This window comes from Dactylosporangium sp. NPDC049742 (assembly GCF_040674675.1).
Classification (GTDB): domain Bacteria; phylum Actinomycetota; class Actinomycetes; order Mycobacteriales; family Micromonosporaceae; genus Dactylosporangium; species Dactylosporangium maewongense.
The window spans coordinates 59790-79211 of record NZ_JBFANF010000030.1; the positions used below are offsets into that span (position 1 = coordinate 59790).

The 19422-nt window shown below is 74.7% G+C and carries 13 protein-coding genes; 4 read left to right on the top strand and 9 right to left on the bottom strand.

Annotated features, from left to right (window positions below; all coding sequences use genetic code 11):
• Positions 1-28: 28 nt before the first annotated feature.
• The 3 genes from AB0J72_RS31610 to AB0J72_RS31620 form a co-directional block, all read right to left on the bottom strand.
• Entirely contained in the window at positions 29-655 is a 627-nt protein-coding gene (locus AB0J72_RS31610) for a DUF4328 domain-containing protein (RefSeq protein WP_363404928.1), read from the bottom strand.
• Positions 656-734: 79 nt separating this feature from the next.
• Positions 735-1733 (bottom strand): transmembrane transport protein, encoded by a 999-nt coding sequence (locus tag AB0J72_RS31615; RefSeq protein ID WP_363404930.1) that lies wholly within the window; start codon positions 1731-1733, stop codon positions 735-737.
• A complete protein-coding gene (locus AB0J72_RS31620) occupies positions 1730-2599 on the bottom strand; it encodes an ABC transporter ATP-binding protein (RefSeq protein WP_363404932.1) in 870 nt (289 codons plus the stop codon). Before AB0J72_RS31620 ends, AB0J72_RS31615 begins: the two co-directional genes overlap by 4 nt.
• 120 nt (positions 2600-2719) lie before the next feature.
• Here AB0J72_RS31620 and AB0J72_RS31625 point away from each other — a divergent pair, with 120 nt between their 5' ends.
• From AB0J72_RS31625 to AB0J72_RS31635, 3 genes are all read left to right on the top strand, one after another.
• A complete protein-coding gene (locus tag AB0J72_RS31625; RefSeq protein ID WP_344506965.1) occupies positions 2720-3373 on the top strand; it encodes a response regulator transcription factor in 654 nt (217 codons plus the stop codon).
• Between the two features lies 1 nt (position 3374).
• The gene (locus tag AB0J72_RS31630) at positions 3375-4502 is read left to right on the top strand and encodes a HAMP domain-containing sensor histidine kinase (RefSeq protein ID WP_363404934.1); all 1128 of its coding nucleotides are present in this window, start codon (positions 3375-3377) and stop codon (positions 4500-4502) included.
• Between the two features lie 88 nt (positions 4503-4590).
• Positions 4591-6111 carry a sulfatase gene (locus AB0J72_RS31635; RefSeq protein ID WP_363404936.1) on the top strand — a complete coding sequence of 507 codons (1521 nt, stop codon included), beginning with the start codon at positions 4591-4593 and terminating at the stop codon, positions 6109-6111.
• A 54-nt stretch (positions 6112-6165) separates the two neighbouring features.
• On the opposite strand, the gene AB0J72_RS31640 is transcribed toward AB0J72_RS31635, so the two are convergent.
• The 3 genes from AB0J72_RS31640 to AB0J72_RS31650 all read right to left on the bottom strand — a co-directional run bounded on the left by AB0J72_RS31640 (position 6166) and on the right by AB0J72_RS31650 (position 11028).
• A complete protein-coding gene (locus AB0J72_RS31640; RefSeq protein WP_363404937.1) occupies positions 6166-9747 on the bottom strand; it encodes a hypothetical protein in 3582 nt (1193 codons plus the stop codon).
• Between the two features lie 196 nt (positions 9748-9943).
• Positions 9944-10444, bottom strand: coding sequence for a YceI family protein (locus tag AB0J72_RS31645; protein WP_363404939.1), 501 nt, complete (start codon positions 10442-10444; stop codon positions 9944-9946).
• Positions 10441-11028 (bottom strand): hypothetical protein, encoded by a 588-nt coding sequence (locus AB0J72_RS31650; RefSeq protein ID WP_363404941.1) that lies wholly within the window; start codon positions 11026-11028, stop codon positions 10441-10443. Before AB0J72_RS31650 ends, AB0J72_RS31645 begins: the two co-directional genes overlap by 4 nt.
• 20 nt (positions 11029-11048) lie before the next feature.
• Here AB0J72_RS31650 and AB0J72_RS31655 point away from each other — a divergent pair, with 20 nt between their 5' ends.
• The gene (locus tag AB0J72_RS31655; protein ID WP_363404943.1) at positions 11049-13709 is read left to right on the top strand and encodes an AAA family ATPase; all 2661 of its coding nucleotides are present in this window, start codon (positions 11049-11051) and stop codon (positions 13707-13709) included.
• 63 nt (positions 13710-13772) lie between these two features.
• Here AB0J72_RS31655 and AB0J72_RS31660 read toward each other — a convergent pair whose 3' ends face one another.
• From AB0J72_RS31660 to AB0J72_RS31670, 3 genes are all read right to left on the bottom strand, one after another.
• Positions 13773-16016, bottom strand: a complete 2244-nt coding sequence (locus AB0J72_RS31660) for a tetratricopeptide repeat protein (RefSeq protein WP_363404945.1) — start codon at positions 16014-16016, stop codon at positions 13773-13775.
• A 98-nt stretch (positions 16017-16114) separates the two neighbouring features.
• Positions 16115-16696 carry a protein kinase gene (locus tag AB0J72_RS31665; RefSeq protein WP_363404947.1) on the bottom strand — a complete coding sequence of 194 codons (582 nt, stop codon included), beginning with the start codon at positions 16694-16696 and terminating at the stop codon, positions 16115-16117.
• 61 nt (positions 16697-16757) lie between these two features.
• A complete protein-coding gene (locus AB0J72_RS31670) occupies positions 16758-19403 on the bottom strand; it encodes a BTAD domain-containing putative transcriptional regulator (RefSeq protein ID WP_363404949.1) in 2646 nt (881 codons plus the stop codon).
• Positions 19404-19422 lie beyond the last annotated feature (19 nt).

The following is a 19422-nucleotide window of genomic DNA, read 5'->3' on the forward strand; positions in this document are numbered from 1 at the left end:
CTCCTGGTCGAGCTCAAGCACGACGGTGTCAGGGCCGGGCGTTGTCCTGCCAGGTGGTGATGCGGAGGACGATGAAGGCGGCGAGGAGGGCGGCGAGGATGCCGGCGGCGCCGGTGACGTAGGCGACCTCGACCGGGGTGTGCACGTCCTCGAAGCCGTCGGCGTAGCGCTTCGTCTCGGTGGAGGCGAAGAGGCTGACCAGCAGCAGCAGCCACCAGGAGCTGACCACGCCGGTCGGGGTCCAGGAGCGGTCGGGGTTGCTGCGGGCGTACAGCTCCTTGACCACCTGCTGCGGGATGACGATGTTGGCGACGGGGATGAACCAGCCGGCGATGGTGAAGGCCTTGGGCCAGCGGACGCTGGTCTCGTCGCGCCGGTCGAAGTTGTCGCGGACCAGGTACAGCCAGACGACGAGGGCGGCGAGCACCAGCAGGCGGGCGGCGTTGAGCACGATCGACTGGGTGTCGGCGTTGGCGAAGATGCCGAGGGTGACGCTGGACTCGGACGCGACGACCTCGCCGGTGCCGGCGACCGGCCCGCGCAGGGAGTCGACGATGGTGTATGCGTGCGCCAGTGCGGCGACGCCGAGCGCGCCGATCACCACCCAGCCCGTCGTCGCCAGGCGGTGCGGTGCAGCGGTACCCGTCTCGATCATTCGGGCAGCATGCACCGCACCACTTGCAGCCCACGTGCAATCCACGTGCAATCCACGTGCGCCGCCTGTCCGGAAGGCGTCAGGCGCGGCGCCGGCGGATCCACAGGAAGCCGAGGGCGGTCAGCAGCAGGGTCAGGACCAGGAAGGCGGACAGCTCGATCCACTGGAAGGGCCAGTACCGGGAGCCCGGCTGGTAGATGTAGGAGAAGTGCAGGTTCTGGCTCGCCGTGCAGGCCTTGGCCTTCGCGAAGCTGCCGGCGGCCATGCAGGGCACGGCGTCGGCCTCCAGGTACGGCGACCCGTCGGGCTTGAACAGCTTCATCTCCTCGCTGAGCGACCACACGCCGGGCGCGCTGTACCCGGTGAGGAACGCGCCCTCGGAGCCTCTGATGCCGAGGCCGTTGATGCGCTCCATGACCGCCGCGTCCACCGTCACCGTCTCGGAGACCGGCGGCATGATGTGCTGGCGGATGCCGTTGGGCACCGCGACCTGTACCAGCGCGAAGACGGCCAGGGTGATCGCCATCGCCGGCAGGGTGCGGCGCACGACCAGGCCGGTGACCGCGCCGAGGGCGAACGCGAAGAGGGCGTAGCCGACAGGCACGACGTTGCGGGCGGCGAAGTTCAGCGCGGCGAAGCGGTCGCCGGTCACCTGGTCGTAGCGGCTGGCGCTCCACGTCAGCAGGAGGCTGAGCAGGCCGCTGGCGAGCACGGTCACGGCGCCGAGGAGGCCGAGCTTGACCGCGAGCCAGCGGGCCCGGGTGACGCTCTGGTTCCAGACCAGCTTGTCGGTCTTCTCCTCCAGCTCCCGGGCGACCAGCGGCGCGCCCCAGAAGATGCCGACGAGCGCGGGGATCGCCAGCAGGAGCGCGCCGACGAGGCCGACCTGGGCGTCGTACGTGTTGGTGAAGTGCTCGACCGCCGTGCTGCACGTGGCAGGGGTGCAGGCGGCGATGTCGGTGTCGTACGCGGCGCGGATGCTGAACCCGAGCACCAGCAGGTACACGGTGAGGGCGGCGAGGGCGGCCGCGGTCACGACGGCCTGCACGCGGAACTGCCGCCAGGTAACCCAGGTCATCGTTGCGCCTCCGCGAGCATCGGGGCGCCGTCGAAGCCGGCGGCGCGGGTGAGGTAGGCGAGGACGAGGTCCTCCAGGTCGACGCGGTCGGCGCCGTCGATCGGGGTGGCCGTGCGGACGACCATCGTGTTCTGCTCGGCGTGGATGATCTCGGTGCCGGCGGGCAGCCGGTCGAACCCGGGCAGCGTGCCGGTGAGCCGCTGGTGCTCGGCGAGCAGCTGAGCGACGTCGCCGTTGAGCTGGACGCGCGCCGAGGCGAGCACGATGAGGTGGTCGCAGACCCGCTCCAGGTCGCCGAGCAGGTGTGAGGAGAGCACGACGCTGACGCCGAGCTCGCCGACGAAGTCGAGCAGGTCCTGCAGGAACGCGCGCCGGGCCAGCGGGTCGAGCGCGGCCACGGGCTCGTCGAGGATGAGCAGGTCGGCGCGTTTCGCGGCGGCGATGGTCAGGGCGAGCTGGGCCCGCTGCCCGCCGGAGAGCCGCCCGGCCTTCTGCCGCGGGTCGAGGTTGCGCTGCCGGACGCGGCGTTCGGCGAGGGCGGCGTCCCAGCGCGGGTTCAGGCGGGCGCCGAGCCGCAGGTGGTCGGCGACGGTGAGGCTGCCGTAGATCGGGGCGTCCTGCGCGACGAACCCGACCCGGGCCAGCTGCGCCGCGCTGGCGGCGGGCGGGTTGCCGAGCACGGCGATGCTGCCGGCACTCGGTGCGATCAGCCCGCAGACCAGCCCGAGAAGGGTCGACTTGCCGGCGCCGTTCGGGCCGACCAGCCCGACGACGCGCCCTTCCGGGATGCTGAGGGTGCAGTCGGTGAGCGCCGTGACGTGCCCGTAGCGCTTGCCGAGTGCCTGGGTTTCGATGACCGCTGTCATCGCCGGCTCCTAGTCCTCGATGGGATCGTGTCGAGGTCAAGTTCTAGGCGCCGGACGGTCACGGGACGGTCCGCGCGGCTGTGACCGGGCTGTGACCGCGCCGCGGCTAACCTTCTGGCGATGCGGGTGCTGGTGGTGGAGGACCAACCGGAGCTGGCCGACTCGGTGGCGCGGGTGCTGCGGCGCGAGGGCATGGCGGTCGACGTCGCCTATGACGGCGGCGCCGCGCTGGAGCGCACGTCGGTGGTCGACTACGACGTGGTGGTCCTGGACCGTGACCTGCCGGGGGTGCACGGCGACCAGGTGTGCCGCACGCTCGTCGCGCAGGGCTCCCCCGCCCGGGTGCTGATGCTGACCGCCTCGGGCACGATCGCCGAGCGGGTCGAGGGGCTCGGGCTCGGCGCCGACGACTACCTGCCGAAACCGTTCGCCTACGCGGAGCTGGTCGCCCGCGTCCGGGCGGTCAGCCGGCGGTCACGTCCGGCGACGCCGCCCGTGCTGACGCACGGCGACCTGCGGCTCGACCCGGCGCAGCGCGTCGCGGCGCGGGCCGGCGAGCGGCTGACGCTGAGCCCCAAGGAGTTCGCGGTGCTCGAGTACCTGCTCACCTGCCGCGGGCGGGTCGTGTCGGCCGAGGAGCTCCTCGACCGCGTCTGGGACGAGGCCGCCGACCCGTTCACGACCACGGTGAAGGCGACGATGAACCGGCTGCGCGCGAAGCTCGGCGACCCGCCGCTGATCGAGACCGTGCCCCGGGCCGGATACCGGATCTGAGATGCGCAACGGCCCGAACCGCCTCCGCTGGCGCCTCACCCTGGTCATCTGCCTGGTCGCCGTGGTGTCCGGCGCGGTACTGCTGGTCATCATGTACAGCATCGCCCAGGGCCTCGACGGCGACGTCCGGGGCTTCCTGCCGCAGAAGGCGCCGGCTCCGCCGCCGGTGCCGGGGCAGGGCCCGCTGGCACGGCCGGACATCCTCGGCCCGGTGCACGAGCAGTCCTCGCTGCTCACCGTGCCCGCCGTCGCCCTGGCCATCATGACGGCGCTGTCGCTGGCGTTCGGCTGGCTGATCGCCGGCCGGTTGCTGCGCCCGGTGCGCACGATGGCGGAGCGGCTGCAGCACATCTCCGAGCGCAACGTCCACGAGCGCCTCGCCGTCACCGGCCCCCGCGACGAGCTCAAGGACCTCGCGGACACCGTCGACGGCCTGCTCGGCCGGCTGGAGACGTCGCTGGACGCGCACAAGCGGTTCGTCGCCAACGCCGCGCACGAGCTGCGCACCCCGCTGACCGTCGAGCACGCGCTGCTGGAGGAGCCGCTCATCGACCCCGACGCCGACGTCGAGGCGTTCCGGGCCAACTTCCAGCGGCTGATGAAGATCAGCGCCGGCCGGGCGCGCCTGCTCGAGTCGCTGCTCACGCTGTCCAGCAGCGAACACGACCAGCCGCGCGACGAGCCCTTCGACCTGGCCGCCATCGTCACCGAGGCGCTCGCCGAGCGGTCCGGCGAGCTCGACCGCGCCGGCCTGCGCGCGGTGCCGTCCCTCGAGCCCGCCCGCATCTACGGTGACCCGCTGCTCGTCGCCCGGCTCGTCGCGAACCTCTGCGACAACGCGATCCACTACAACGCGCCCGGCGGCCGGGTCGAGGTCGCGGTCCGGGCGCTCGTCGGCCGGGTGAGCTTCGCGATCGCCAACACCGGTCCGGTCGTCCCGCCGGACCAGGTCGACCGGCTCTTCGAGCCGTTCCAGCGCATGCAGCGCACCGCCGACGACGGCCACCACGGCCTCGGGCTGTCCATCGTGCGCGCCATCGCCACCGCGCACGCCGCCACCCTGAAGGCCCACCCGCGCCCGGGCGGCGGACTCGTCGTCGAGGTGACCTTCCCGTCGTTCCGCACCTGACCAAGTCGTACCGCACCTGACCCACGACATCGATGCCGATGAAACTTCACACAACCCGAACACTATCTAGACGGTAGGATTAATAGACATGCATGACGATGGTGTCATGCGCTTCCTTCCCAGACGCCCACGGCTTCTGATCGCCTCCGCGGCCGCGCTGCTCGCGGCCGCCGCCTCTGCCGTGGCCGCCTCCGCGGGCCGCACCGCCGAGGCCGCCGAGGCCGCCCCGCCGCCCAACATCGTCTTCGTCCTCACCGACGACCTGGCGTGGAACCTGGTCCAGTTCCTGCCGCAGGTACAGCGGCTGCAACGCGACGGCGTCACGTTCACCAACTACACGGTGACCGACTCGCTGTGCTGCCCCTCCCGCTCGTCGATCTTCACCGGCAAGTTTCCGCACGACACCGGCGTCTTCACCAACGGCGGCACCGACGGCGGGTTCGGCGTCTTCAAGGGCCGCGGCAACGAGGAACGCACCTACGCCACCGCCCTGCGGGCACGGGGCTACGCGACCGCCATGATGGGCAAGTACCTCAACGGATACCTGCCCGCCGACACGCAGGGCGGCGCGCTGCCGTACGTGCCGCCGGGCTGGTCCGAGTGGGACGTCGCCGGCAACGGCTACGCCGAGTACAACTACGACCTCAACGAGAACCATGCCGTCGTGCACTACGGCTCCACCCCAGCGGACTACCTGACCAACGTCCTCGCCCGCAAGGGCAGCTCCTTCATCCAGCGCAACGCGGCCGCCGACACCCCATTCGTGCTGGAGGTCTCGACGTTCGCGCCGCACGCGCCGTTCACCCCCGCGCCCCAGGACCTCGACGCGTTCCCCGGCCTCACGGCGCCGCGGACCCCGGCGTTCGACGCGCTGCCCGCCGGGGCGCCCACCTGGCTGGCCGGTCAGGACCCGCTGACCGCGGCCGAGAAGACGAAGATCGACACGGACTTCCGCAAGCGCGCGCAGTCGGTCCAGGCCGTGGACCGGCTGATCGCCAAGCTGCGGGCAACCCTCGAGGACAGCGGCGTCGCGGACAACACCTACTTCGTGTTCAGCTCCGACAACGGATTCCACCTCGGCGAGTACCGGCTGGCGCAGGGCAAGCAGACCGCGTTCGACACCGACGTCCGCGTGCCGCTCGTCATCGCCGGACCGGCCGTCCCCGCCGGCAGCACCCGCGCGGAGATCGTGCAGAACATCGACCTGGCGCCGACCTTCCAGCGCCTCGCCGGCGGCACCGTCGCCGCGGACGTGAACGGCCGCAGCATCGTCCCGCTGCTGCAGGGCCAACCGGCCGCGAACTGGCGCACCGCATCGCTGATCGAGCACCACGGGCCGGACGCCGCCGCCGACGACCCGGACGCCCAGACCGCCCGCGACGGCAGGCCGACCACCTACGAGGCGCTGCGCACCGCGTCCTACACCTACGTCGAGTACGCCAACGGTGAGCGCGAGTACTACGACCGGCTCGCCGACCCGTACCAGCTGAACAACATCGCGGCGCAGCTGCCGGCGGCCCGGCGCGCGGCCCTGCACACCGCGCTGCAGCAGCTGCGCGACTGCCACACCCACGAGGCCTGCTGGACCGCTGGCCACGTGACCGCCTGAGACCCGTGGTGGGGCCCCACCCGAAGGTGGGGCCCCGCACCCCAAGCGGACCGGTCACCCGGCGGGCGTCAGGTGCCCGTCCAGCACGGCGGCCAGGTCGGCGGCGCGGCCCACCGCGGCCCGCGCCCACGACGCGGCCGGGCCGGTGTCGGCGTCGTCGAGGCCGAACGCGAGCAGGCCGGTGAGCTGACGCAGGTTGCCGGCGATCGCCCGCACGTCACCGTCGGGCAGCGTGTCGAGGGCGGCGGGCAGCAGGTCGAAGTAGCGCTCGGCGGCCTGTCTCGCCGCGGCCCGCTGGGCGGCGAGTTCCTCGGCCGCGTGCTGCTGCTGCGGATGGAACGCGATCTCGTGGTGGGTGAGCGCCTCGCTGGTGTAGGACGCGCCGAGGTCGGCCCGGTGGTCGCCGGGCAGGTCCGCGTAGATCGCGCGGCCCACCTGGAGGATCGGGGCCATCGGCGCGGAGTCGGCGGAGCCGAAGACCCGCAGCCGGGCGACCCGGTCCAGCTCGCGGGCGACGGCGAGGCGTTGCGCGGCGTCGAGCGGCCCGCGCAGCGCCACCGCGTAGGCGTCGGCGGCGTGTCCGGCCGCCTCCCGCTGCGCGGCCAGCTCCTCCTGCGGGTGCGGCTGGGCGGGATGGAACGCGACCTCGTGGTGGGTCAGCGCCTGGTTGGACCAGGACCGGGCGATCTCCAGCTCGTGCCCGCCGATTCGGGCGTACAGCTCACGGGCCAGGGTGGCGGCGCGCACGCCGGCCGACGAGTCGGTCGAGCCGAACGCGAGCAGCCGCGCGAGCAGGTCGAGCTGCGCCACCAGGATCCGCAGCCGCTCCGGGGTCACGGCGGGCGACGCCGCGAGCCGGGAGGCGACGTCCCACGCGTTGCCGGCGGCGGCGAGCTGCGCCGGGATGTCCGACGGGTGGGCCGCCTGGGCGCGGGTCAGCCACAGCGCCGCCGCCGCGTAGGCGGCGCCCTCCACCAGCGCCAGCTCCGCCTCGGCGGCGGACGCGTCGCGGCCTTCCGCGCGCAGCGCCGCGACGAGGGCGGCAAGGGACGCGGCGAGGACCCCGACCCGGTGCGGCGTCAGATCCGCCAGGGGCGTCCCGGCCGGCTCGGCCAGGGTGCGCAGGACGCCGGAGCGCCACACCGCCGGCTCGGCACCAGGCGTGGCCGCGTACGGTCCCGGCACGGGAAGGTCGCCCGGCCCGCCGAGGTCGTACACCCGCAGACCGCCGCTGGAGGGCTCGATCACCCACGCGCCGGGCCACGGGCGCCACACGCCACGGTCGGGGACGCCGTCGCCGTCGTAGTCCGCGCCGGCGGGCAGGTCCGCGCTCGTGTCGACCCGCGCGGCCCGCCAGTCGAGCCGGTCCGGCTGGCCGGGCGGGCTGACGTAGGCGATGGTGTACCGCCCGCTCGCCGACGCCGTGGCGTAGGACGGCTCCCGGTCGGTGCGGACGGTGAACGGCGCGTCGACGACCGGCCGGTCGTCCTCGGTCTCCCAGGCGCCGCTGGCGTGCTCGTCGGGCTCGAACAGCCCGTCCTCGTCGAAGATCTCCAGCCGCACCCCGAACGGGCGGACCGCCGCCGGGCCGGGCCCGATCGTCGCCGTCCACGGCGGCCCGGCGGCGTGCAGCGAGCCGCCGGTGCCGAAGACGTCGCCGGCCTCCAGCTCCGCCCAGTTGTCCTCGTCGCCGAACTGCCACCGCCGGACCCGTTCGACGACGCCCTGCCGGACCAGTCCCGAGTACACCTCGGCGCTGAACCAGCCGTCGGCGGCGCCGGAGTCGCCGGACGCGACGATCTCGACCCGGTCGACGGTGACATCGACCCGCCGCTGCCGCAGCGTCACCGGCGCGACCGTCTCCGACCAGTAGCCGCGGGTGTCCATGACCCGCACGATCACGGTGTACGTGGCGCCGGGGCGCAGCTCGTGCCCGGGCGCCTGGACGAGGTCCTCCTGCCACGCCTGCCGCAGCTCGCCCAGCACGAGGCGCCCCGCGCAGGTGTCGAACGCGTGGTAGGTGTGCCCGTACGGGCGGTGCTCGGCCGGTGCGCCCTCGCCGATCTCGGCGATGAGGCAGACCGGCCGCGCGTCGTTCGTGACCTCGACGCGGACCCGGTCCGATTCGGGGAACGCGTGCACCCCGCCCTCGTCGACGAGGTTCCCGGGCCGGCCCGTCGCGATGACGTACGCCAACTCGGCCCGCGGCGGCGGCGTCACGCGGGGGTCGGCCGACGGGTCGGTGGTGCCCCAGACCCGCACCACGGTGCCGGCGGTCAGCAGCGGCGTGTCCAGGTGGCCGGTCCGCTCGAACGTGTCCAGGCCTTCCTCCGCCGCGGCCTCGCCCCGGGTACGGACGGTCGACGCGCGCATCTGAGCCCGGAGCGCCTCCCCCGTGTACGACACCCAGACACCGGGCTCCGAGGACAGCCAGATGATCGGGCTGCCCGCGAAGCACGTGTACCGGATCCGCCGCACCTCGCCGCGCTTGAGCGGCGACACCACGACGAAGTCCTCCTCGACGGTGAGCCGCACCTGCGGGCGGGCCGGGTCGCCGAGCGTCGGCAGCTGCTCCCAGCGGAACCCGTCGCCGATGTGCCGCTGCTGGAACAGGTCCACCCACGGCTGGCCGTCGCACCGCGCGAACAGCCACAGCGGCGCGCTGCTGTCCCCCTCGGGTTTGTCCTCGTCGCGCAGCTGCACGACCGACACCTCGTCGTAGAACCCGGTGCCGACGGTGCCCGCCTCGGCCCAGTCGTTGTCCTCGTGCGCGTAGCCGGGGTTCGGCCGCCAGAAGTGCCGGATGCCACCGGTCCGCGACGGCGCGAACAGCTCGTAGTTGCCGTGCCGGCCGAAGCCCATCCACGGGTCGGAGCGGCCGCGGTCGCTCTGGATGATCGCGGGCCGCCCCCGCACCCCGCGGCCGATGTCCTGCGGGTACTGGTTCGCCTCGAACGCACGCAGCGTGCCGTCGCCGCGGACCGCGACGTACATCTCCCGGCCCCGGTAGTTGTCCTCGAAGTCCGTCTCGTGGGTGCCGACCGTCCCCAGCACCCAGCCGACGCCGTCGAACGGGCCGGTGACGGGTTCGGTGTCGGCGCTCACGGCGTACAACCGCACGATCTCCTCGAACGGCCCGCCGGTCCAGTCGTACACCGTGGAGTGCAGCGTCATGAGCTGGTGCTGCTGATACATCCCGCCGCCCGTGCGGGGTGCGGTGACCAGGAGCAGGTTGTGCCGCGGAGAGCTGTCCCCGTCGACCGGCGCCCAGCGGGTCCGGGTGAGCGTCGCGCTCGCCGCGTCGGCCAGGTCCCCGCCCAGGCCGACGCGGGCGCGGGTCCACCGGTTCGGCGGCCCGTTGTCCCGGAACCAGTGCACGGTCCGGCCCGACTCGACCGTCACCAGCTCGAAGTTGTTGTGCTCGCCGTCCTGGCTCTGGTAGTCGCCCTCGTGCCAGCTGACCGAGTCGACGACGCCCGCCGACGGCGGCACGCACGGCCACGGCCCGCTCCACCGCCCGGCGCCCCGGTCGAACCAGTACAGCGCGAACCCGCCCGCCGGCCACGGCACGATGACCTCGACCGTCCCGTACGTCGTGTTCTGCGCGAACCCCGCCGCGAATCCCACCTGTCCCATTGCCGTGTCCCCCCGGTCCGAACCTGTGTGGGCTTCACTATGGGTGCCGTCCCCGCGGCGGCGCTGTCGCCAGTCGGCCAGCCGGATCGTGTATCTGGCGGCGGCCGGGGTGTTCCGTGCGGTGGCTCGGCACCGGTGGCCGGGGTGTTCCGTGCGACGGCTACGGCGCCGGTGGCCGGGGTGTTTCGTGCGGTGGCTACGGCGCTTCGGCGGCCGGCCTGACCAGCCGGGCCGAGATCGTCAGCGCGACGTGCCGGCCGACCAGGAACCCGGGTGCCCTGATCCCGGCGGCGCGCAGGTCGAGGCGGGCGGTGCCGGTGACCGACGGGCCGTCCAGGGTGCCGTCGATCCACAGTGGAGCTTCCGCGCCGGCGACCCGGAGCACGGCCTTCGCCCGCCATCCGGCGCCGGCCGGCTCGATGTCCCCGGCGGTCAGCTCCATCCGCGGGTGGTGCGCCACGTCAAGGAAGCGCTTGCCGCGCAGGTCCTTGTCGCGCCGCGGGTTGCCGGTGTCGATCGACGCGGGGTCGAGGGTGCCCTCCAGCCGAACGGGCCGCCCGCCGGCGTCGAACTCGACGGTGCCGCCGGTCACCGCGATCGTGCCGTGCACGGTCCCGAACCAGAAATTCCGGGCGGCGAAGCCGGCGCGCAGCGGCGTCGCGACCGTCCAGGTGCCGGTCATGGTCGTGGTGGTCATACCGGGCTCCCGACGGGCGTGAGCGGCAGGTCGGCGTGCACGAGGTGGTAGACGCCGATCCGGTCGGGGCCGGTCAGCAGCGCCGGGTCCTCGCCGGGCAGCAGCGGGGTCGACATGACCGCGCGGACGGCGGCGTCGATGGCGTCGGCGGACTCGGCGAGCGTCACGATCGTCACGGCGTTGCCGGCGGCGCGCAGCCGCACGGTCCAGACGATGCCCGGGACGTCGCGGACGGCGGGCCACAGACGGGTCGCGGAGCGTTCCTCGGCGGCGGCCCACTCCGCCGTCCGCGGCCCGTCGAACGTGACGACCTGCATGTACCTGGCGGGCGCCGGGCCCTTGCCGCGGCGGGCCTCGACGATCTCGAACAGGCCCTCGCCGGCCGCCGCGATCATGATGCCGGCGCCGCCGCCGACGGGGCGTCCGATGATCGCCTCGGCGGTCGCCGTCGTGGCCAGGGCCTCGTCGACCCAGGCGGTGTCGACTGGGTGCGGGTCGGGGACTGTCTGCACGGTGATGTTCATACGGTCGAGGATCGCGGCGGGCGGCGTGGCGGACATCCGTACCGTCACTGAACCCGCCACTGAACCGCGATACTGTGCCGGTGTCCACGTTCGTCGGCCGGGATCGGGAGCTCGCCGCGCTCACCGGCGCCTTCGCGGCGGGTGGGGTCGTGCTCGTCGACGGCCCGGCCGGCATCGGCAAGACGACGCTGGTCGACCGGGCGCTGCGGCAGGCCGGCGCGACCGCGGTGCGCGGCTACTGCCCCGCCGAGCCGGCGCCGCCGCTGTGGCCGTGGCGGGCGGTCCTGCCCGGCGCCGTCAGCCCCGATCTTGGGGCGCCCTTCGAGCCCACCGCCGCCGCCTCGGCCCGGTTCGCGGCGCTCGCCCGGCTGAGCGACGCGGTGCTCGCGGGTGGTTCGCCCCTCATCCTCCTGGAGGACCTGCACTGGGCCGACGTCGCGTCGCTGGACCTGCTGCGGCACGTGGCGCAGGGCGCGACGGCGGCGGGGGTCACGGTCGTCGGCACGGTCCGGTCGCCCTCACCCGACGCGGTGGCGCTGCGGCTGGCGGATCTCGCCCGGTACGGCGCCGTGCGGGTGCCGCTGTCACCCTTCACCCTCGACGAGGTGGCGCGGCTCGTCGACGCCGCGTCGGCGCCGTCCGTGCTGGCCCGGACCGGTGGGTTGCCGCTGCTGGTGGCGGCCGTCGGGGCCGGGTCTGAGCCGGGCGACCTGCCCGCCGTCGTGCGGACGCTGCTGGCCACGCTGAGCCCGCAGGAGCGGGCCGCGGTGGAGGCGGCGGCCGTGCTGGGCGAGGAGGTCGACGACTCCCTGCTCGCGGTCGTCGCCGGTACGCCGGTGGGCGGGTTCCTCACCGCCGCGCGGCACGCCGGTCTGCTGGTCGTCGCGCCGCCGGAGCACCGGTACCGGTTCGCGCACGCGCTCGTCCGCGACACGATCGTCGCCGGCCTGGAGCCGGCCGCGCTGCGGGAGCTGGCCCGGTCGGCCGCCGTCGCGCTCGAGTCGGCCTCGGGGTCGCCGGCCGCGGCGGGCGGGCGGGGCACGGTGCCGGCTGCCCGGATCGCGGCGCTGTGGCGGCAGGCCGGGGTGCCCGACGCGGCGGCGGCCTGGTCGCGGCGGGCGGCGGCACAGGCCCGGGCCGCGCACGCGTACGACGACGCGGCCGCCCACCTGTCCGCCGCGTCCACTGTGGAGCTTCCGCCGGCGGAGCGGGCCGAGCTGCTCGTCGAGCTGGCACAGGCGGAGTACCTCGCCGGCCGCTACGACCGGTGCCTGGACCACTGCGTGGACGCGGCCGGGGCGGCGGCGGAGGCGGGCCGCGGGGACCTCGTCGCGGCCGGCGCCCTGGTGCTGCAAGGGGTGACGTACGCGCACGCGGGCAGCGTCGTCACGCGGCTGTGCCAGCGGGCCCTCGCGTACCCCGACCTCGGCGACGGCCTGCGGGCCCGGGTGCTCGCGCAGCTGGCCGTGATGACCGCGGACGCCGGACAGGTGGGCCAGGCCGCGGCGCCCGCGCGGGAGTCGCTCGCGCTCGCGTCGGCGTGCGGCGACCCGCACGCGGAGATCGAGGCCGCCCGGGCCCGCGAGATGACCCTCGTCGACCCGGCCGACACCCCGGAGCGGCTCCGCCTCGGTGACCTCGTCGCCGACCAGGCCGAAGCGCTCGGGCAGCCCCTGGCGGCGCTCATCGGCCACGAGTGGCGGATGCAGTGCGGGTACCTCACCGGCCGGCTCGACGTCGTCGAGTCCGCGGCCGCGGCGATCGAGGACCTGGCGGGCCGCTCGCCGCTGCCCGTGCTGCAGTGGCACCGCAACCGGATGCTGGCCAGCCGGGCGACGCTCGCCGGCCGGTTCGACGACGCGGTCGCGCACAGCCGCCACGCGACGGCGATCGCGCTCGCGTCCGGCGACCCGAGCGCCACCGTGATGCACTTCGCCCACGGCGTGCACGTCGCCGTGCTCCGCGGCGACCCGGCGGCGCTGCCGGAGGGGCTCGACGCGGCGTTCGCGGCCGCGCCCCTCGACCCGCTCATCGACGTCCAGCGCGCCAACGTGGCCCTGCTGACCGGCGCCCTCACCGATGCCCGGGAGGTGTACGACCGGCTGCGCGCCCAGCTGCCGCTACCGGCCGACCACCCGGCCTGGCCCGCCGTCCTGACCCAGCTGACCGGCCTGATCGAGCACTTCGCCGACGCCGAGGCCGCCGCGATCGTCCACCGCCAGCTGCTGCCGTTCCGCCCCTACCCGGGCGCCCTGGGCACGGCGACGGTCTTCTTCCACGGCACGGTCAGCCGCTTCCTCGGCCAGCTCGCGGCGGTGGCCGGCGACACCACCGGCGCCGTCGAGCTGCTGCGCGAGGCGCTGACCCGCAACCGGGCCATCGGCGCCCGCGCCGACCTCGCGCTCACCGGCCTGGCCCTGGCCCGAGTCCTGCCCGCCGGGCCGGAGGCGACGGCTCTCGCCCGGGACGCGGCCGACCTCGCCTCCCGCCTCGGCATGCCCGGCCCGGCCGCGGCCGCCGGCGGGAACACGAGCGCCGATCCGCTGACCGCCCGCGAGCGGGAGATCGCCGGCCTGCTCGCCGAGGCACTCACGAACCGCCAGATCGCCGCCCGCCTCGTGCTGTCGGAGCGCACCATCGAGTCACACGTGCGCAGCATCCTCGCCAAGACCCAGTGCACCAACCGGACCGAGTTCGTCGCCCGCTGGCCCGCTCACCACAGCCCCGGCAGGCGGCCGTAGCCGAGGGCCTGGCGGCGTCGTGTTCTTCCGAGTTCGCCGCAGGGAGCCGCGTCGAGGACGGTGTCAGACCGGCGGGGTGCCACGACCGCCGAAGGCGTCGGGGCGCAGTTGGTACGTCGCCACCGCTTCGGCGTCGCGTCCGGTCCGGATGAGCAGCAGCGCGAGATACCTGACCGCCTCCGGGCTGCCGGCCGCGACCGCCTGCCGGTAGAGGGCTTCGGCCTCGTCGTCGCGGTCGAGGACCTCGAGCAGCCCGCCCAGGTTGACCATGCTGACGGCGTTGCCGGCCGCGACCGCGAAGCGGTAGAAGCGCTCCGCCTCCGCGTGCTCGCCGTCCTCGGCCAGGACGGCCGCCAGGTTGTTCGAGGCCTGGATGTGGCCGGCCTCGGCCGCGGTACGGTAGAGACGGCGCCCTTCCTCCAGCCGCCCCTGGCGACTGACCAGCCTGCCGAGATTGTTGGCCGCGCCGAGGTTGCCCAGCTCCATCGCCTGGCGGTAGAGCTGCTCGGCCTCCTGCTCCTCGCCGCGGTCGACCAGCAGCAGCGCCAGGTTGTTCATCGCCGCGGCGTGCCCGGAGCCCGCCACCGTGCGGTAGCACTCCTCGGCCTCCTGGACGCGGCCACGTCTCGTGAGCAGCACGCCCAGGTTGTACGCCGCGTCCGGCCAGCCCGAGCTGATCGCGGCGCGGTACATCGCCTCCGCCTCGTCGTCCGCGCCCTTCTGGGCGAGCAGGTTGGCGAGGTTGTTGCGGGCGAACGGCTCGCCGAGCCGGATCGCCTCACGGTAGTGCCGCTCGGCCTCGTCGCTCCGGCCGAGGTCACCGAGGGTCAGGCCGAGGTAGTAGTGGCATTGACCGTCGCCCACGTCTGCGCCGCGCCGCCCGGCCCGCTCGGCCGCCGCGTACCTGCGGGCCCGGCGCGCCGCGGCGCAGACGGCCGCGCACGCCCCGGACCGCGCGTGCGCCGCGACGATCCCCCAGGCCGTCTCGTCCGGCGCTGGGAGCTCAGGGTCGTTGTTGGCGTGGTTCAGAAGGATGTCGCTGACGCTGTACCCCTCGACCCGGCCGACGACCGTGGAGTCGGGCGACAACGGCGCGATGTCACCCCTGATCGGCGAACAGGCCCACGCCAGCGCGTCGCGGAACCATCCGTTTGCGTCGGCGGTGGCGCGCTGGAGGCCGGTCAGGTCCCGCGCCGCCAGGGCCTCGAGCACACCGTCGGGAATCGGCTCCGGATGGCCGCACTGCCGGGCCGTGATCGCGGCGGTGAGCGCCGCACGGCCGTAGTGGTTACCGCCGTGCCGCCACCGCCGGATGAGGTCGGGCGCGTTGGCCAGCATGGCGGCGAGGTCCCGGCCGTGCGTCAGCTGCACGACCTCGGCGATCCGCGGGTCGCTGGCGCTGAGTTGCGTGGCGCGCCGCCACTCCGCGTCGGAGAAGGTCGGCGACAGGTCGATCTGGTCGGCCATGTCGACGATCTTGCGGGCGTCCGCGTGCGGACCGGTGGTCGAGAGCCGCGAGTGGGACGTGTACCGGTCGCGGTGCTCGGGCCAGGTCATGCCGATCACGATCACGGGCCCGTTGCTCGGCAGGATCAACCGGCGCATGAGGTCGGAGGTCAGCCAGGTGTGCGCCCGGTCCGGCGCGCCGGAGGGCTGCGTGCCGCTCGCGTCGTCGCTCGGGTCGAGGACCTCGTGGATGTTGTCCAGCCACACGACGGTACGGCGCAGGTCGAGGCCGGTCTCGAGCACCTCGGCGAGGTTGGCGGTCGAGCTGTGGATGTAGAGCCGCCAGTCGCCGAGCAGCTGCTGCATCGCGGTGACGACCGAGCGGGTCTTCCCCGCCGCCGGCGGGCCGACGACCAGCAGGAACCCACCGGGCCCGGACATCCTCGTCAACGCCGTCCGGATGTCGGCGTCCCGGTCGCGGGGGACGTAGGTCGGCAGTTCGGAGTACAGCTGCGGGTCGGCGTCGACGGGCAGCGGAATGGCGGGATGGATGCCGAGCGCGCTCCGCGAGGTGACGTCCCGGACCAGTGGCAGGTCGTCGGTGCTGCCCATGGATCGGAGCAGCACGTCGGCCCGCTTGTCCCGGTTCTCCTCCCTGGAGGTGATCCGCCGGCCGGTCACGGACATCCGGGCGGTGATGACCGGCGTGATCACCAGGGAGGTGATGGCGCCCGCGGCCGCGACCAGCAGCGGCGGCGCCCACGACGGCAGCTGCACGTGCATCGCGGACAATGCCGCCGGGCCGCCGGCGAACGCGACCAGGGCGCCGACACCCCCGGTCACCGCGATCCACGACGTCATCGAACGGCGGAGCCTCCGCAACATCGTCCCGACCCGGACCTATCCCGCGTCCGCGAGACGCGGACGGCCCGATGCGCGGATCGCCGATCGCACGCTCATCACGGACGCCATCCCAATTCCCTCAACCGCCTGAGCCGGGCGATCCCGTCTGTGAGGTCATTGGTGGTTTCGTTGGGGTCCGCGCCGCCCTCCAGGGCGGCGCTTCGCGCCGTTCTCAGTTCACGGCGGAGCAGTTCGGTAATGCGATCCTCCGGAGACCGCGTGCTCCTCGACCGGATCCCCGCCTGCAACTCTCGTGCGGTCGGTCGATTGCCGCGCACCCTCGACATACCGCGTCGAATGAGGTCCGTCAGCCAGTCCGGCATCGAATCCAGAGCATCGATCGGCTGGTCGTACAGCGCCCCGATCTCCTCGAGCCGCGGTGCCTGATCGGGCCGCCATCGAGGCGGTCTCCCCGACATGATCGCGTAGAGGGTCGCGCAGAGCGAGTACACGTCGGCCGCCGGCGTCGGTTCCCTTCCTTCCAGCAACTCCCTCGGCGCGTACGCGAGGGTCAGGACGTTGCCTTCGTCGGCCAAGGCCCGCTGCCCGGGGATCGTCGCGGTCCCGAAGTCGGCGAGCACGGGCTCATTGGCCGTCGTCACCAGAATGTTGCTCGGCTTGACATCCAGGTGCAGCACACCCTGCTCGTGCGCGCTCGCCCGCGGACCCGTACGTACCGCGTGACACGGCGCCGGGGTGTCATGGGGTGAGGGTGGCGATGAGGGCGCCGGCCTCGGTGCGGGACATGTCCAGGCCGCGGACGTAGGCGTCGGCGTGGCGGGGGGCCGGGGCGCCGTGGCGGTTGCGGTGGGCGTTGGCGCGGCCGATGGCCTGGGCGGTGAGGCCGACGCGGCGGCCGATGCCGGTGACCGCGCCCCACAGCAGCGCGCCCGCCTCGCCGTCACCGGTGAGGGTCAGGGCGCGGGCCAGCGACAGCGACGTCACCAGCCACGAGCTCACCGTCGGGGCGTCGGCGAGGCGGCTGGTGAGCCGCAGTGCGGCGTGCCGGGCGTCGTCGTAGCGGGCCTGGTCGAGGGCGACCTCGACGCCGAGCCAGCTGGCCACGGTCACGACCCAGCCGTAGCCGCAGTCGCGGGCGGCGTGGCGGGCCTCGGCGAGCAGCTCTGCCGCGCCGGTGAGGTCGCCGGCCAGGTACCGGGCGTGCCCGGACACCATCCGGCCCTGTGCGAGCAGGTCCGGCCAGCCGACCCGCTCCGCGGCCCGGTGCGCCCGGGTGGCGGCCTCGCCGGCGAAGGTCGCCTCGCCGGACGCCGCCGCCACGAACGACAGGCAGCACAGCGCGTCGGCGCGCAGGTAGTCGTGGCCGGCCCGTTCGGCGTCCCACACCGCCTCGTGTGCCTGGGCGACGGCGTCGGGCACGTCACCGGCGATCGACCGCAGCGCCGACAGGCCGAGCAGTGCCCGGCTGCGCGCCGACTGGCCGGTCGCGGACCTGTCCTGCCCGCCCGCGGCGAGCGCGGCCCGCAGCCAGGCGGTGCCCTCCGCGGTCGCGGCGTCGTGGAACCAGTACCAGGCGACCCCGCCGGCGATGTCGACGGCCGCGGCGCCGTCCCCGTCGGCGAGCGCGCCCCGCAGCGCGGCCCGCACGTTGCGGCGCTCGGCGTGCAGGCGGCGCAGCCAGTCGTCGGCGGCGGCGGTCCGCAGCCCGGTCGCGGCCTCGCCGGCCATGCGCCGCGCCCACTCCCGGTGCCGGCGGGCGGCGCGGGCGCCTTCGTCCTCGTCGATGAGGTGTCTGGCGTACTGGCGCAGCGGCCGGCCCATGCGGTAGCGGTGCGCGGTCCCGCCGTCGCGGTGGACCTGGATCAGCGACCGGTCGACGAGCCCCGGCAGCCGGCCGCGCCGGCCCGGTGCGACGGCGTCCATCGCGTCGAGGTCGAACCCGCCCTCGAACACCGAGAGCTGCCCGAGCAGCGTCGCGTCCGCCGGCGTGAGCGCCCCGCCGAGCGGGTCGGTGGCGGGCCCCAGCAGCGCGGTGGGGTCGTCCCGCAGGTGCGCGGCGAGCACGGCCAGCGGCAGCGAGCGGGACAGCGTCGCGGCCCGCTCGACCGCCGCCGGCAGGCACCCGACGGCGACGCAGACCGCGGCGGCCAGTCGGCGGTCCGCGGTGCCCGGCGCCCGCGCGGCAGCGCCCGGGACCCGCGTGAGGAACAGGTCGACCGCCTCGCCGACCGGCAGCGGTGCCAGCTCCAGCAGCGCCTCGCCGGGCACGCCGAGCGGCTCCCGGGCGGCGAGGAGCACCCGCAGCCCGGGGGCGGCGGCGCGTTCCAGGGCGGCGACGACGTCCCGCGGGCCGGGCGCACCGTCGACCACGAGCAGCCGGGTCGCCGGGCCGGGCTCCTCCGGCCACCGCACGGTGGGGACCCCGGTCAGGTCGGCGTGCCGCTGTCCGTACTCCAGCACCAGCCGGCTCTTGCCGACCCCCGGCGGGCCGGTCACGGTGACGACCCGGGCCGACCGCAGCAGGTCGGCGACGGCCACCAGATCCGCGGCACGCCCCACGAAGTCCGTTTCCTGCGGCGGTACGTCGGAGCCGACCTCGACGACCGGACCGCCGGAGGCCAGCGGCTCGTGCCGCAGGATCGCCGTCTCCAGACCGCGCAGCCCCGGCCCGGCGTCGACGCCGAACCGGCCGGCGAGTGTCTCGCGGGCTTCCCGCAGCACGTCGAGAGCGTCGACCTGGCGGCCAGACCGGTACAACGCCACCGCCAGCAGCTGCCAGAGCTGCTCCCGGCCGGGGTGCTCGCGGGCCAGCCCCGACAGCTCGGGGATCACCGCCTCGTGCCGCCCGAGACCAACGTCGGCGGTCACCCGGCCGATCCGGGCCTGGACCCGCACCTCTTCGAGGCGGCGCCCGGCGACCAGGGCGAACGACGCGTCGGGGAAGTCGGCGTACGCGCCGCCGCGCCACAGCCCGAGGGCCTGGTCGAGCGCGGCCCGCCCCGGCTCGAGCTGCCCGTTCGCGATGAGGTCCTGCCCCTCGGCGGCGAGCGCGCTGAACAGGTCGGCGTCGAACGCGCCGGGTGCGGGACGCACCGCGTAGCCGCCGCCGACCCGCACCAGGACCCGCGACGGCGACCTGGGCGGCCGGTCGGGTTCGAGCGCGCGCCGGAGCCGGGCGAGGTGGCTGTGGACGGTGCCGAGCGCGGTCGCGGGCGGCTCGGCGCCCCACAGCACCTCCACGATCCGGTGGAACGGCACCTCCTGCCCACCGGTGCTGAGCAGCAACGCGAGCAGCATCCGCGGGCGCAGACCGCCGAGGTCCACCTGCTCGCCGGCGATCGTCACCTCCAGCCGTCCCAGGACCCCGAACCGCGGATCTGCCATGGCCGTACACCTACCCGAA